We start from the raw sequence: 13102 nt of genomic DNA, 5'->3' as shown, positions 1-13102 counted from the left end.
TTCAGCGCGCCGCCGCCGGCGTGGCGTTGTCGAAGGCCAGCGCGAATTGCTTCAGTTCGTTCTCGTTGAGGTCGGACACGGCGAGGAAGCGCATGCCGTCCTGCCGCCAGTCGATCACCGCATAACCATGGCGCTGCGCAAGCGTGTGCTGCGTATCCGGGCCGTCGGAGGGCCATTGGTAGAGATTGATCGCGTGCATGCGGCGCCGATAGACCAGGGCCGCCACGCTGCGTCCGCCGATCGCATCCAGGCGGCCGCCGGCGAGCGGAAAGCCTTCGGCGGACAGCTCCTTCACCCGTGGCGCGAAATCCAGCTTGCCCTCGAACCACGGCTTGACCGTGTGCTGGTCGGTCGAGACCACGTCCATGAGGTGCTGCGGCTGCAGCGAGCGAAGGTGGCCGGAAATCGCCTCGCCGACGAGCGCCGCGGGCGTTTCCGTGCCGCGGCTCAGCCATAGCCAGGCAGGGGCCGAAAGAGCGAGCGCGCCGGCGAAGCCGGCCGCCGCGGCGAGGGCCAGCGCGCGGCGCGGGCGAGTCGAGGTGAGCGGCGGCGTGACGGATACGTCCCAGCGCTGGCGCAGCGCGTCTGGCGCGCGGTGGTAGAGCGCGGGCTGCGCCAGTGCCTGGCGCAGGCGATCGTATTCGCGGCGGCCCGCGGCACACGCGGCGCAGCCGACCAGGTGCTGCTCCACCGCCATGCTCTGCGCGGGATCGAGCTCGTCGTCGAGGTAGGCGTGCAGCCGCCGCCGGGCGTCGTCGCAGGTCATGGCGGCCCTCCCTTGTCCGATCGTGTCTGGTGGGGCGGCGCCTCGTGCGACCGCAGCCGGTGGTCGGGCGCGGGCCGGTGGGTCAACTCCTCCCGCAGCCGCTCGCGGGCGCGCGCCAGGCGGGACATCACCGTGCCGATCTTCTGCCCGGTGATGGCGGCGATTTCCTTGTAAGAACACTCCTCCAGCTCGCGCAGCACCAGCACTTCGCGCCAGGCGGCGGGCAGGCGCGCGAGGGCCTCCTGCAGCGAGCCCACGTCCACCGCGAGCAGGGCGACGGTTTCCGGCGACGGCTGCGGATCGACCAGCGGATGACTTTCGTCGTCCAGCGGATCGCGCGCCGTCTCGGGCGCGTGCCTGGCGCGCAGCGTGTAGAAGGTGTTGCGCACGATGGCCAGCAGCCACACGCGTGCATCGGCGCCATGGAAACTGTCGAAGTAGCGCAGCGCCCGCAGCATTGCCTCCTGCACGACGTCCTGCGCGTCCGCGTCGTCGCGGGTGAGCCAATGGGCGAGGTTGTAGGCCGCGTCGAGATAAGGCACGACCAGCGCCTGGAAGCGCGCGCGGGAGGCGGCGTCCGGGCGGTGCGGCGGCAGGTGCGCATCGATGGCCATGGGAGGAGATACCTCGCTGCGCACGACTTTATTCCCGCGCCGTGGAGGCGGGAATAGGCCGCGGCACGGGCGGGTATTGAGGTGGCCGGCATCGTGGCGATGCCGGTCATTCCGGCCAGCCGGCCGCCTTTTCCGGAGCACACCATGCAAGACGATCACGACGATACGGCGCCGGGACGCCGTCAATTCCTCCAATGCATGGCCTGGGCCGGGGCCGGCACGCTATGGCTGATGAAAGGCGGGGTGTTGCAGGCCCGCGCCCTCGACGGGCTGGATGCCAAGGAGGTTGCCGATGCGAGCTTCAGCTTCGCCCAGATCAGCGACTCGCACATCGGTTTCCACAAAGAGCCGAATCCCGACGTGGTCGGCACGCTGCGCGCATCGCTGGCACGCATCCAGGCCCAGCCGACCCGTCCGGATTTCCTGCTGCATACGGGTGACCTGACCCACCTCTCGAAAGCGGAGGAGTTCGACACGCTATCCGGGGTGATGCAGGACGCGCGCGCGGCGCACACGTTTTATGTGCCGGGCGAGCACGACGTGATCGGCGACAACGGCGCGGAGTACTTTCGCCGCTTCGGCCAGGGTCAGCAGCCTGGCGGCTGGTACAGCTTCGATCACCGCGGCGTGCATTTCGTCGGGCTGATCAACGTGCTGAACCTCAAGGCGGGCGGGCTCGGTTCGCTCGGCGCCGATCAGCTGGCGTGGCTGAAGAAGGACCTGGCGCCGCTGTCGGCGGAGACGCCGCTGGTGGTGTTCGCGCACATGCCGCTGTGGCCGCTGTATCCGCAATGGGGCTGGGGCACCGAGGACAGTGCGGAAGCGATGGGTTATCTGCGCCGCTTCGGCTCGGTGAGCGTGCTCAATGGGCACATCCACCAGATCCAGCAGAAGGTGGAGGGCAACGTTACCTTCCACACGGCGCGCTCCACGGCTTATCCGCAGCCGGCCCCGGGCGCGGCGGACACGCCGGGGCCGCTGAAGACGATCGCCCCCGGTTTGTTGCAGCGCTACCTGGGCGTGCGCGAGGTGCGCCACGTGCGCGGGACGCAGGCGCTCGCCGTGACTGACGAGGTGCTGGCATGAACGGGTTGCGCGGCGGTGCCGCGCTGCTGGCGGGGGCACTGTTCGTCGCCGGCATGTCCGCGGCGAACGCGGCCGGCAAGGCGCCCGAGGTGCGCGTCGAGATCAGCCATTTCACGTTCGGGCCGGGCACGCTGACGGTGTCGCCGGGCACGCGCGTGGTGTGGGTCAACCGCGACGACGAGCCGCACATCGTGGTGAGCGCGGGCGACCAGTTCGCCTCGTCGAAGGCGCTGGACACCGGCGACAGCTATGCGGCGGTGTTCGACAAGCCGGGAACGTACGCGTACTTCTGTTCGATTCACCCGCACATGGTCGGCACGGTCATCGTGCGCTAGGCGTGCCGTCGAAGCGGTAAATGTCCATGGCGAGGAAGCCCAGGTCGACACCCGCGTCGATGCGTTCGGCGCGGGCCGGTTCGCCGGCCGCGCCCAGCGCGACGAACAGCGGCAGCAGATGTTCGTCGGTGGGATGCGCGCGTTCGGCGAAAGGCGCCTGGCGGCGGTAATCGAGCAGGGCATCCACATCGTTGGCGGCGAGCTTCTGTTCGATCCAGCCGATGAAGGGCCGTACGTAGGGCGCCTCGCGTTCCTCGCTGAAGCCGGCGCGGAAGTCGTGCAGGTTGTGGGTGATGCTGCCCGAACCGATCACCAGCACGCCTTCGTTGCGCAACGGGGCGAGTGCGCGCCCGACGTCGTACTGGTGGCGCGGGCCGAGCATGGGCTGGATGGAGAGCGGCACCACGGGAATGTCCGCCGCGGGATACAACAGGCGCAGCGGCACCCAGGCGCCATGGTCCAGGCCCTGGCGCGGATCGAGCATGGTCGGAAGGCCAGCGCGGTCGAGCAGTTCGACTATCCGGGCCGCGAGCGCCGGCTCACCGGGGGCCGGGTAGCGGATCTCGAACAGTTCGCGCGGAAAACCGTAGAAGTCGTGCACGGTCTCGGGGCGGGCCGCGCCACCCACCGCGGGCTGCTTCGCCAGCCAGTGCGCGGAGGCGATCACGATGGCGCGAGGGCGCGGCAGGTCCCGCGCCAGCTCGGCCAGGCGTTCGCCGACCTGGCCCGGGTGCAAGGCGGTCATCGGTGAACCGTGGGAAATGTACAGGCTGGGCAGGGCGGTCATGGCGTCGGTCTCGTGGGGACCGCCCTAGAGTAGGGCCGCCTGCGCCAGCCGGTAGACGCGGGGGATCGGACTAAGCGTTGCCCGGACGGAACGATGGCCAACCGAGCGTTGCGCAGGCGATGGGCCGTATAAACCTGCCGCCTGCGCTAAGCCGCGGGCACGCGCCCGCTCAGCGTTTCTTGAACGGCTTGCCGCCGTGCGGTTTCTTGCCATGGCCTTTGAAGCCGCCAGGACGATAGCCGCCGCGCTTCGGCGGCGCCTCGCCGGCACCGCTGTCGTCGCCGTCCCATTCGCGGATGCGCAGCTGCTGCTGGGCCACCCAGACCTTCTTCAGGTGCTCGAACACTTCCTTGGGCATGCCGTCGGGCAGATCGACCAGGCTGTACTCGCCACGGATGCTGAGGCGGCCGATGTGCTGACTGTCCAGTCCGGCTTCGTTGGCGATCGCACCGATGATGTTGCCGGGCTTTACGCCATGCTCATGGCCGACTTCGATGCGGTAGGTGCGCTTGCCTTCCTCGGTCTGGTGCGGCCGCACCGGGCGCGTACCGAACTCGCGCGGCGCGCCGTCGCGCGGCCTGTGTTCGCGCGGAGCGCGTTCCCCGCGTTCATGATGGCCATCGCGCTCGCCGCCGCGACGCTCGTCGCGCTCGCGGGGCACGAACTCGCGCTTGGGCGGAGGGGTCAGCAGCAGCGGCTGGTCGCCCTGGGCGATGCGCGCGAGCGCGGCGGCGATCTCGATCGCCGGGATGTTGTGCTCCTGCTCGTACTGTTCGATCAGTTGCTGGAACAGCGCCAGCTCGCCGACGGCCAGGGTGTCGCTGATGCGCTGCTTGAAGCGCGCGATGCGCACGTCGTTCACCGCCTCGACGGTGGGCAGCTTCATTTCTTCGATCGGCTGGCGCGTGGCGCGCTCGATCGCGCGCAGCATGCCCTTTTCGCGCGGGGTGACGAACAGGATCGCCTCGCCGCTGCGCCCCGCGCGGCCGGTACGGCCGATGCGGTGCACGTAGCTCTCGGTGTCGTACGGGATGTCGTAGTTCATCACGTGGCTGATGCGCTCCACGTCCAGGCCGCGCGCGGCCACGTCGGTGGCGACCAGGATATCCAGCTTGCCGTCCTTCAACTGCTGGATCACGCGCTCGCGCTGGGCCTGGGCGATGTCGCCGTTGATCGCGGCGGCGGCCAGGCCGCGCGCCTGCAGTTTCTCGGCCAGCTCCTCGGTGGCCTGCTTGGTGCGCGCGAAGATGATCATCGCGTCGAACGGCTCGGCTTCGAGGATGCGCGTCATCGCGTCCAGCTTGTGCAGGCCGCTGACGAACCAGTAACGCTGGCGGATGTTAGCGGCCGTGGTGGTGGACGACTTGATCGTCACCTCGACCGGATCCTTCAAGTGATGCTGCGCGATCTTGCGGATCGGCGCCGGCATGGTGGCCGAGAACAGCGCCACCTGGCGCGACGGCGGAGTGGCCTGCAACACCTTCTCGACGTCGTCGATGAAGCCCATGCGCAGCATTTCGTCGGCTTCGTCCAGGACCAGGAATTTCAGTTCGGACAGATCGAGCGTGCCGCGCTCGAGATGGTCGATCACGCGGCCGGGCGTGCCCACCACGATATGCACGCCGCGCTTGAGCGCGTGCAGCTGCGGGCCGTAGCTCTGGCCGCCGTAGATCGGCAGTACCTGCAGGCCGGGCATGTGCGCCGCGTAGCGCTGGAAGGCTTCGGCCACCTGGATGGCCAGTTCGCGCGTGGGCGCCAGCACCAGCGCCTGCGGCTTGCCGGGCTTCAGTTCGATGCGCGACAGGATCGGCAGGGCGAACGCGGCGGTCTTGCCGGTGCCGGTCTGCGCCTGGCCGAGGACGTCGCGGCCCTCGAGCAGCGGGGGGATGGTGGCGGCCTGGATCGGCGACGGCGACTCGTAGCCGACGTCGGAGAGCGCTTGCAGCACTTCCGGCTTGAGCGCGAGCGCAACGAAGCCGGCGGCCACCGGCTGGGATTCGGAGGACGGGGAGGACATGGGGAACCTCGACAGGGCATGCGCAGCGGCATGCGTGAGAATGTACCCATTGTAGCAGCCTGGCCGCCCCTGGCCGCGGGGAGTTATGGTCCCCATCCCCCTTTCGCGTAAGGAATTCGTATGCAGAAGCGTTTGCAGGGGCGCGTCGCCCTGGTCACCGGCGCATCCTCGGGCATCGGCGAAGCCACCGCGATGGCCCTGGCGGAGGCCGGAGCGCGGGTGGCCATCGCCGCCCGGCGGCGGGAACGGCTGGATGCGCTGGCCGCACGCCTGGCCGGCCTGGGCGCGGAGCCGCTGGTGCTCCAGGCCGACCTGCAGTCGACTACCGAGGCCCAGCGCGTGGTGCGGGAGACCGAGGCGCATTACGGCCGGCTCGACGTCCTGGTGAACAACGCCGGCGTGATGTACCTGGAGCCGGTCGAGGACGCCGACCTGGGGCGCTGGGAGCGCATGCTCCAGCTCAATCTAATGAGCCTGATCGCCGCCACCCAGGCCGCGCTGCCGGGCATGCGCGGGCGCCGCGACGGGCATGTGGTGAACATCTCGTCCACGGCGGGACGCATCGCCAACCCCAACGCCGCGGCGTACGCGGCCACCAAGTTCGGCGTCGGCGCTTTTTCCGAGGCGTTGCGGCGCGAGGTCTGCCAGCACAACATCCGCGTGAGCGTGATCGAGCCGGGCGTGGTGGAAACCGAACTGCGCGACCACATCGGCCACGCCTCGACGCGGCAGGCCATCAACGCATGGGCCGACAGCATGCGTCAGCTGCAGGCGGAGGACGTGGCCGAGGCCATCGTGTTCTGCGTGACGCGGCCGGCGCACGTCAATGTCAACGAACTGCTGATGCGTCCCACGGACCAGGAACGCTGAGCGCGGGCGGCCACTATCATGGCGGTCCGGTTTCCATGGCCGGAAGGTACCGAGGAGAGGAAGGGCATGTCCGATATCGAGATCGTCGCCGAGCAGCGCTGCTTCGGTGGCGTGCAGGGGTTCTACCGCCATGCCTCGTCCGCCTGCGGCGGGCCCATGCGCGTGGCGGTGTACCAGCCGCCGCAGGCCGCGTCGCAGGCATGCCCTGTGGTGTATTTCCTGGCCGGGCTTACCTCCACCGAAGAGACCGCGACGATCAAAGCCGGCGCGCAGCGCATCGCGGCCGAACTGGGGTTGGTGCTGGTGATGCCCGATACCAGCCCGCGCGACACCGGCATCGATGGCGCCACCGGCGACTGGGAATTCGGCGAAGGCGCGGGCTTCTATGTGGACGCGACCGCCGCGCCGTGGTCCGCGCGCTTCCGCATGCATAGCTACGTGGCGGATGAGCTGCCCGCCCTGCTGGCGCGCCACTTTCCGGTGGACATCACGCGCAGCGGGATCACCGGCCATTCGATGGGCGGCCATGGCGCGCTGACCATCGCGCTCAAGCATCCGGAGCGTTACCGCTCCGCGTCCGCCTTCGCGCCGATCGTAGCACCGACACAGGTGCCGTGGGGACGCAAGGCGCTGCCTCGCTACCTGGGCGAGGATCCGACCGCGTGGGCCGCCTACGATGCCTGTGAGCTGGTGCGCGAGCGTGCGTTCGACGGCGAGATCCTGATCGACCAGGGCGAGTCCGACAAATTCCTGGCGGAGCAGCTGCGGCCGGAACTGTTCGACCAGGCCTGCGCCGAATCCGGCCAGGCGTTGCGGCTGCGCCGCCATGCCGGCTACGACCACAGTTACTACTTCATCGCCAGCTTCATCGAGGACCACCTGCGCCACCATGCGCAGGCCTTGTACGCATGACGGTGCGGTTCGCCACGCCGCGCACGCTGGTCCGGCAAGCTGTCGAATCCGATGCGGCCGCGCTGTGGCAATTCCGGCTGGAAAACCGCGAGCACCTCGCGCCGTGGGAACCGTTGCGCGAGGAGCGTTACTACACGCTGGGACATTGCGCGCAGACCATCGCGGACTGGCGCGAAGCCATCCGCCTCGATCGCGGTTATCCCTTCCTCGTGCTCGATCCGGAGGAGCGCGAGGTGATCGGCAGCTTCAACCTGGCGAATGTCGTGCGCGGCGTGTTCCAGGCCTGCCATCTCGGCTACGCGATCGCGCAGCGCAGACAGGGGCAAGGCCTCATGCACGAAGCGCTGGAAAGGGGGTTGGAGTGGGCTTTCGGCCCGCTCGGGCTGCACCGCGTGATGGCCAACTACATGCCGCGCAACGAGCGCAGCGGAAAGCTGCTGGAACGCTTGGGCTTCGAGCGCGAGGGCTATGCGAAGCGCTATCTGTGCATTGCCGGTGTGTGGGAAGACCACGTGCTGACGGCGCGCATCCACCCGAAAGGTTAAGCGGCCGGGCTTGGTTGCGTTGCGGGTGACGACGGCGCGTGCAGCTGCCCGCTAACGAATGGGGCGCCGTAGCGCCCCATTCGCAGGTGGCCTCAGGCCTTGGCGGCAGGACGCCGCCGGCGGCGGCGCTGGCGGTTCCCTTCGCTGGAGCGTTCCGCCGCGAGCGGCTGCTGGGCATGCCCGTGCGGGCGATGCGACGGCGCGGGACGCGGCGCGCGCGGCTGGCGCTGGCCCTGCACGGGACGCGGCGCGCCGGCATCCAGGCGCAAGGGCTGGGAGGGTTCGAAGCCGGCGACGTCGGTGATCGCGATTTCCTGCTTCAGCAGGCGGCGGATGTCGCGCAGCAGGCCCGACTCGTCATGGCTCACCAGCGACACGGCCAGGCCGTCGGCGCCCGCGCGGCCGGTGCGGCCGATGCGGTGCACGTAGTCCTCGGCCACCATCGGCAGGTCGAAGTTGATGACGATGGGCAGCTGGTCGATATCGATGCCGCGCGCGGCGATATCGGTCGCCACCAGCACGGTGATGCGGCCGCTCTTGAAGTCGCCGAGCGCGCGCGTACGGGCGTTCTGGCTCTTGTTGCCATGGATCGCCGCGGCGCGCAGGCCGGCGGTTTCCAGATAGCGCACCAGCTTGTCCGCGCCGTGCTTGGTGCGGCTGAACACCAGGGTCTGGCGGCGGCTGTCCTGGGCCAGCAGGTGCAGCAGCAGGTCGCGCTTGCGCGCGGCGTCGACGGGGTGCACGTGATGGCTCACCGTGGTGGCCACCGTGTTCGCCGGGGTCACCGAAACTTCGCGCGGCTCATGCATGAACTGCATCGCCAGCGCCTTGATCGGCGGTGCGAAGGTCGCGGAGAACAGCAGCGTCTGCCGCTGCTTCGGCAACGCGCCGAGGATGCGCTTGAGGGCGGGAAGGAACCCCATGTCGAGCATGCGGTCGGCTTCGTCCAGTACCAGCGTTTCCACGCCGGAGAGGTCGACGGTGCGCTGCTGCATATGGTCGATCAGGCGGCCCGGCGTGGCGATCACCACGTCCACGCCGCGGCGCAGGACCTGCATTTGCGGGCCCATGCTCACGCCGCCGAAGATGGTGGCGCTGCTCACGCGCAGGTGGCGGCCATAGTCGCGCAGGTTGTCGTTGACCTGCGCGGCCAGTTCGCGGGTGGGAGTGAGCACGAGGGCACGCGGCCGGCGCGTCTGCGTGGCACCGGCGGTGGACAGCTTGTGCAGCAGGGGCAGCGCGAAGGCGGCGGTCTTGCCGGTGCCGGTCTGCGCGGCGGCCAGCAGGTCGTGGCCTTCCAGTACCAGCGGGATGGCGCCGGCCTGGATGGGAGTGGGATTGGCGTAGCCTTGCTCGGCAAGCGCACGCAGCAACGTGGGCGCGAGGCCCAGCGATTCGAAAGACATGGATGCTCCAGGGCGCAACCCGGAGCGATATCGAACCGCGTTGCAGTGTTCTATGAGGGGAGGGCGGCGGAATGCCGTCCGAGTAGTATAGCGCAAACGGTGGAGGGCTGCTTTCAGCGCGGGCGGCGCGCCACCAGGAGGTAGCTGTTGAAGGGCGTGCGGCCGAACAGCGGGCCCGTGTTCACGGTCAAGCCGGCCCGTTCCAGCGGGGCGCGCAGCTCCGCTTCCGTGGGGTAGTGCTGTGCGCCGCCGCGGATGCGGCCGCTGACGCGCAGCCAGACCTCCTCGGCCCGCGTGACCTGGAAACGCCAACTGCCGTCGCGCAGCACGCTGCGGATCACCAGCGCGCCGCCCGGCGCGAGGCGACCGACGGCGGCTTCGAGCAGGGCAGCTTGGGCGTCGCGAGGCAGGTAATGGAGCATGTCGAGCAAGGCGACATGGCCCAGCATGTCCGGTAATGCGGAAGCGTCGGCCGTGCACAGTTCCATCGCATGCTCCAGCCCGGCGCGGCGTACCGCCACGCGGCCTTCGGCGATCTTGCGCTCGTCATGATCGAGTCCGACGTAGCGCGGCAGCGCCCCGCGCGCGTGCAGGTACAGGCCGAGCAGGCCGATGCCGCAGCCGATATCGAGCAGCGGCAGGTCGGCGCCGTCGATGGCTTCCGCGGCAGCCGCGTAGACCGGATCGGAGGCGAGCTTGCCGCGGACGTAGCCGCGCTGGATATGGCCGTCGTAATAGCCGGCGATGCGGTGGCGCGAGAGGCGTTCCATCGATCCGTGACGAGGAGGCGGTTCCCGCAGACTAGCGTCCATGTCCGTGCGTGCCAACCGAGCGCAGCGGGCGCGGCCTTGCGCGCCGGCCCGCATTGGTGTGTTGTTGCGCCACTCGTCGCCTACTGCGGAGTTTCCATGCGGCTGCTTGCGCCCTTGCGTGAACTGGATTCCACCCAGCGCCACACGGTGCTGGCGAGTTTCCTCGGCTGGACGCTGGATGCGTTCGACTACTTTTTGTTGACGTTTGTGATCGTCGCGGTGTCGAAGGAATTTCACGCCGACAAGGCGCAGGTGCTCTATGGCCTGTTCCTGACGCTTGCGGCGCGGCCAGTGGGCGCGCTGTTGTTCGGGCGCCTGGCCGACCGCTACGGGAGGCGGCCGATCCTGATGGTGGACGTGCTGCTGTTCTCGTTGTTCGAGCTCGCCACCGCGTTCGCGCCGTCGCTGACCGCGTTCCTCGTACTGCGCTTCCTGTTCGGCGTGGCCATGGGCGGGGAATGGGGATTGGGGGCGTCGCTGGCGATGGAAAGCATCCCGCCGCGGGCGCGAGGCCTGGTGTCGGGCCTGCTGCAGAGCGGCTATCCCTGCGGCTTCTTCCTCGGCGCGCTGGTGAACTGGCTGCTGGTGGACCACATCGGCTGGCGCGGCCTGTTCGTGGTGGGAGCGGCGCCGGCGCTGCTGGTGCTCTACATCCGCGCAAGCGTGCCGGAATCGCCGGTATGGGAGGCGGGGCGCGACGAGCGCGCCAAGCGCGGGCTGTTCGAGCAGATGCGCGGCCATTGGAAATTGGCCTTCTATCTGATCCTGCTGATGGCTGCGTTCAACATGTTCAGCCACGGCTCCCAGGACCTCTATCACACCTTCGAAGAAGAGACGCTGCACCTGCCGACGGGCTCCGGCGTGGCCTTCCTGCTGGTGGCCATGCTCAACCTGGGAGCGATGGTGGGCGGCCTCGGCTTCGGCGCGCTGTCGGAGCGGATCGGGCGGCGCCGGGCGATGATCACGGCCGCGCTGCTGGCCATACCGGTCATTCCCCTGTGGATGTACGGCGGATCGATATTCTGGCTGGCCGTGGGCGCGTTCCTAATCCAGGTGATGGTGCAGGGCGCCTGGGGCGTGGTGCCCACCCACCTCAACGAGCTGTCGCCCGACGCCGTGCGCGGCACGTTGCCAGGCGTGGCGTACCAGCTCGGAAACCTGCTGGCGGCTTATACGGCCAACGCGCAGAACCTGATCAGCGAATGGCGCGGCGGGGACCTGGCCTTCGCCATGAGCGCCTGGATCGCCGGCATCGCCCTGCTGCTGGCCCTGCTGGTATGGCTGGGGCCGGAGGCGCACGGCGTGGGGTTCGGCGGCATGGGGTTCGGCGGTGGCCGGCGGTCCGGCTAGCGGGGCCCTTGCTGCTAGAATGGCCGCTTTTCGCACATCACGAGACAGGCAATGAAGGCTGGCAAGGACAAGGTCATCTCGCTCCACTACACCCTGGCGGTAGGCGGCGAGAAGGTGGAGAGCTCGCTCGATCGCAACGAGCCGCTGTGGGTGCTGCTGGGCCACGGCCAGCTGATCCCCGGTCTGGAGAAGGCGCTGGAAGGCCACGAAGCCGGCGAGAGCCTGCAGGTGGAAGTGACGCCGGAAGAAGGCTACGGCGAGCGCCAGGAAGGCCAGATCCAGCGCGTGCCGAAGAAGTATTTCCAGAACGGCGCCAAGCTGAAGGTGGGCGACACCACCGTGCTGGCGCTGAAGCAGGGCGGCCACCGCGTGGTCACCGTGCACAAGGTCGGCATGTCCGCGGTCGACGTGGACCTCAACCATCCGATGGCCGGCAAGACGCTGAACTTCGACGTGACCATCAACGAAGTGCGCGACGGCACCGAGGAAGAGATCCAGCACGGCCACGCGCATCCGCCGGGTGCCGAGGCGCACTGAGCGGTTTCTTCGCGAGCGGATACGAAAACGGCGCCGGAAGGCGCCGTTTTCTTTTGCGGAGCGGCCAGTTCAGGCCAGCGTGATCTGCACGTCTACGTTGCCGCGGGTGGCATGAGAGTAGGGGCAGATGTCGCTATGCGCGGTATCGACCAGCTTCTGCGCGACTTCGCGGTCGATGCCCGGCAGGCTTACTTCCAGCTTCACCGCGATGCCGAAGCCGGTCGGTTCGCGCGGGCCGATGCCCACCTGCGCGGTAACGGAGGCGTCCTTCAGCGCGACCTTCTGCTCGCGGGCGACGTAACGCACCGCGCCCTCGAAGCAAGCCGCATAGCCGGCGGCGAACAGCTGTTCCGGATTGCTGCCCGCACCGCCCGGGCCGCCGAGTTCCTTCGGCACCTTCAGGTCGAAGTCGAGCACGCCGTCGCTGCTCTTGATATGGCCTTCGCGGCCACCGTGGGCGGTAGCGGTAGCGGTGTAGAGGATCTTGCTGATCGTGCCGTTGCTCATGGTGATTTCCTTGGTGGGTGCGGGGTGATTGGGTTCAAACGTTGGTGGAGCGGTGGATGCCGGCGGCGAGCTGTTTGAGCTCGTCGCGGAGTCGGAGCATGTCCTCGGGACTGGCGTTCAGCCGGGTCGCAAGGCATGCGGGCACCCGTTCGGCCTGGGCGCGCAGCGCGCGGCCTTGCGGGGTGAGGCGGATTTCCACTTCGCGCTCGTCGCTGCGGCGGCGTTCGCGGCTGACCAGTCCGGACTGCTGCAGGCGCTTGAGCAGCGGCGTCAGGGTGCCGGAGTCCAGTTGCAGGCGGCGCCCCAGCTCCCGAACGGTCAACCCGTCCTGTTCCCACAGCACCAGCATGGTCACGTACTGCGGGTAGGTCAGGCCGATCTCCTCCAGCAATGGCCGGTACGCGGCGGTGACGGCGCGGGAGGCGGCGTACAGCGCGAAGCAGAATTGCTGGTCCAGGAGCAGTGACGGGGTCGTTGCGTTCTTCATGGGCACACCTTAGGTGCAAAATTCAGTTGTGTACAATTAAATTTTCCAATCGATCCGATAGCCCGTGCCTT

At 68.8% G+C, this 13102-nt stretch carries 15 protein-coding genes; 7 read left to right on the top strand and 8 right to left on the bottom strand.

The annotated features are described in order from the left end of the window. Position 1 precedes the first annotated feature (1 nt). On the bottom strand, positions 2–766 hold the full coding sequence (locus RKE25_RS17110; protein ID WP_311839301.1) for a zf-HC2 domain-containing protein: 765 nt from the start codon (positions 764–766) through the stop codon (positions 2–4). Next, a complete protein-coding gene (locus RKE25_RS17105) occupies positions 763–1380 on the bottom strand; it encodes a sigma-70 family RNA polymerase sigma factor (RefSeq protein WP_311839300.1) in 618 nt (205 codons plus the stop codon). Before RKE25_RS17105 ends, RKE25_RS17110 begins: the two co-directional genes overlap by 4 nt. Before the next feature lie 144 nt (positions 1381–1524). Here RKE25_RS17105 and RKE25_RS17100 point away from each other — a divergent pair, with 144 nt between their 5' ends. Beyond that, complete coding sequence (locus RKE25_RS17100; protein WP_311839299.1) at positions 1525–2466, top strand: metallophosphoesterase; 942 nt, start codon at positions 1525–1527, stop codon at positions 2464–2466. After that, entirely contained in the window at positions 2463–2801 is a 339-nt protein-coding gene (locus RKE25_RS17095) for a cupredoxin domain-containing protein (RefSeq protein ID WP_311839298.1), read from the top strand. Before RKE25_RS17100 ends, RKE25_RS17095 begins: the two co-directional genes overlap by 4 nt. On the opposite strand, the gene RKE25_RS17090 is transcribed toward RKE25_RS17095, so the two are convergent. Beyond that, entirely contained in the window at positions 2788–3588 is an 801-nt protein-coding gene (locus RKE25_RS17090; RefSeq protein WP_311839297.1) for a class III extradiol ring-cleavage dioxygenase, read from the bottom strand. The genes RKE25_RS17095 and RKE25_RS17090 overlap by 14 nt on opposite strands. A 169-nt stretch (positions 3589–3757) precedes the next feature. Then, positions 3758–5605: a DEAD/DEAH box helicase gene (locus RKE25_RS17085; RefSeq protein WP_311839296.1), complete on the bottom strand. Its 1848-nt coding sequence runs from the start codon at positions 5603–5605 to the stop codon at positions 3758–3760. Between the two features lie 120 nt (positions 5606–5725). Between RKE25_RS17085 and RKE25_RS17080 the strand changes: the two genes are divergently transcribed. From RKE25_RS17080 to rimJ, 3 genes are all read left to right on the top strand, one after another. Next, a complete protein-coding gene (locus RKE25_RS17080) occupies positions 5726–6475 on the top strand; it encodes an SDR family NAD(P)-dependent oxidoreductase (protein ID WP_311839295.1) in 750 nt (249 codons plus the stop codon). A gap of 66 nt (positions 6476–6541) precedes the next feature. After that, the gene (gene fghA / locus RKE25_RS17075) at positions 6542–7387 is read left to right on the top strand and encodes an S-formylglutathione hydrolase (RefSeq protein WP_311839294.1); all 846 of its coding nucleotides are present in this window, start codon (positions 6542–6544) and stop codon (positions 7385–7387) included. Further along, positions 7384–7932 carry a ribosomal protein S5-alanine N-acetyltransferase gene (rimJ, locus tag RKE25_RS17070; RefSeq protein ID WP_311839293.1) on the top strand — a complete coding sequence of 183 codons (549 nt, stop codon included), beginning with the start codon at positions 7384–7386 and terminating at the stop codon, positions 7930–7932. Before fghA ends, rimJ begins: the two co-directional genes overlap by 4 nt. A gap of 92 nt (positions 7933–8024) precedes the next feature. Here rimJ and RKE25_RS17065 read toward each other — a convergent pair whose 3' ends face one another. Continuing rightward, positions 8025–9338, bottom strand: coding sequence for a DEAD/DEAH box helicase (locus RKE25_RS17065; protein WP_311839292.1), 1314 nt, complete (start codon positions 9336–9338; stop codon positions 8025–8027). Between the two features lie 113 nt (positions 9339–9451). Next, the gene (locus RKE25_RS17060) at positions 9452–10108 is read right to left on the bottom strand and encodes a class I SAM-dependent methyltransferase (RefSeq protein ID WP_311839291.1); all 657 of its coding nucleotides are present in this window, start codon (positions 10106–10108) and stop codon (positions 9452–9454) included. Between the two features lie 138 nt (positions 10109–10246). Here RKE25_RS17060 and RKE25_RS17055 point away from each other — a divergent pair, with 138 nt between their 5' ends. Continuing rightward, a complete protein-coding gene (locus RKE25_RS17055; protein WP_311839290.1) occupies positions 10247–11500 on the top strand; it encodes an MFS transporter in 1254 nt (417 codons plus the stop codon). Between the two features lie 51 nt (positions 11501–11551). Further along, on the top strand, positions 11552–12037 hold the full coding sequence (locus tag RKE25_RS17050; protein WP_311839289.1) for a peptidylprolyl isomerase: 486 nt from the start codon (positions 11552–11554) through the stop codon (positions 12035–12037). 69 nt (positions 12038–12106) lie between these two features. Here RKE25_RS17050 and RKE25_RS17045 read toward each other — a convergent pair whose 3' ends face one another. Together RKE25_RS17045 and RKE25_RS17040 are read right to left on the bottom strand one after the other, a co-directional pair. Then, positions 12107–12544, bottom strand: a complete 438-nt coding sequence (locus RKE25_RS17045) for an organic hydroperoxide resistance protein (RefSeq protein ID WP_311839288.1) — start codon at positions 12542–12544, stop codon at positions 12107–12109. A gap of 34 nt (positions 12545–12578) precedes the next feature. Beyond that, on the bottom strand, positions 12579–13031 hold the full coding sequence (locus tag RKE25_RS17040; protein ID WP_311839287.1) for a MarR family transcriptional regulator: 453 nt from the start codon (positions 13029–13031) through the stop codon (positions 12579–12581). Between the last annotated feature and the right edge of the window lie 71 nt (positions 13032–13102).

Origin of the sequence: Dyella sp. BiH032 (assembly GCF_031954525.1) — a bacterium.
GTDB lineage: Bacteria > Pseudomonadota > Gammaproteobacteria > Xanthomonadales > Rhodanobacteraceae > Dyella_D.
The sequence above is the reverse complement of the archived record's forward strand: the minus strand, read 5'-3'. Positions and strand labels throughout refer to the sequence as shown.

Bases quoted from the DNA above. Each gene is read 5' to 3' on its own strand.
- RKE25_RS17110 (WP_311839301.1), bottom strand. From the start codon at position 766: ATGACCTGCGACGACGCCCGGCGGCGGCTGCACGCCTACCTCGACGAC.
- RKE25_RS17105 (WP_311839300.1), bottom strand. From the start codon at position 1,380: ATGGCCATCGATGCGCACCTGCCGCCGCACCGCCCGGACGCCGCCTCC.
- RKE25_RS17100 (WP_311839299.1), top strand. From the start codon at position 1,525: ATGCAAGACGATCACGACGATACGGCGCCGGGACGCCGTCAATTCCTC.
- RKE25_RS17095 (WP_311839298.1), top strand. From the start codon at position 2,463: ATGAACGGGTTGCGCGGCGGTGCCGCGCTGCTGGCGGGGGCACTGTTC.
- RKE25_RS17090 (WP_311839297.1), bottom strand. From the start codon at position 3,588: ATGACCGCCCTGCCCAGCCTGTACATTTCCCACGGTTCACCGATGACC.
- RKE25_RS17085 (WP_311839296.1), bottom strand. From the start codon at position 5,605: ATGTCCTCCCCGTCCTCCGAATCCCAGCCGGTGGCCGCCGGCTTCGTT.
- RKE25_RS17080 (WP_311839295.1), top strand. From the start codon at position 5,726: ATGCAGAAGCGTTTGCAGGGGCGCGTCGCCCTGGTCACCGGCGCATCC.
- fghA (WP_311839294.1), top strand. From the start codon at position 6,542: ATGTCCGATATCGAGATCGTCGCCGAGCAGCGCTGCTTCGGTGGCGTG.
- rimJ (WP_311839293.1), top strand. From the start codon at position 7,384: ATGACGGTGCGGTTCGCCACGCCGCGCACGCTGGTCCGGCAAGCTGTC.
- RKE25_RS17065 (WP_311839292.1), bottom strand. From the start codon at position 9,338: ATGTCTTTCGAATCGCTGGGCCTCGCGCCCACGTTGCTGCGTGCGCTT.
- RKE25_RS17060 (WP_311839291.1), bottom strand. From the start codon at position 10,108: ATGGAACGCCTCTCGCGCCACCGCATCGCCGGCTATTACGACGGCCAT.
- RKE25_RS17055 (WP_311839290.1), top strand. From the start codon at position 10,247: ATGCGGCTGCTTGCGCCCTTGCGTGAACTGGATTCCACCCAGCGCCAC.
- RKE25_RS17050 (WP_311839289.1), top strand. From the start codon at position 11,552: ATGAAGGCTGGCAAGGACAAGGTCATCTCGCTCCACTACACCCTGGCG.
- RKE25_RS17045 (WP_311839288.1), bottom strand. From the start codon at position 12,544: ATGAGCAACGGCACGATCAGCAAGATCCTCTACACCGCTACCGCTACC.
- RKE25_RS17040 (WP_311839287.1), bottom strand. From the start codon at position 13,031: ATGAAGAACGCAACGACCCCGTCACTGCTCCTGGACCAGCAATTCTGC.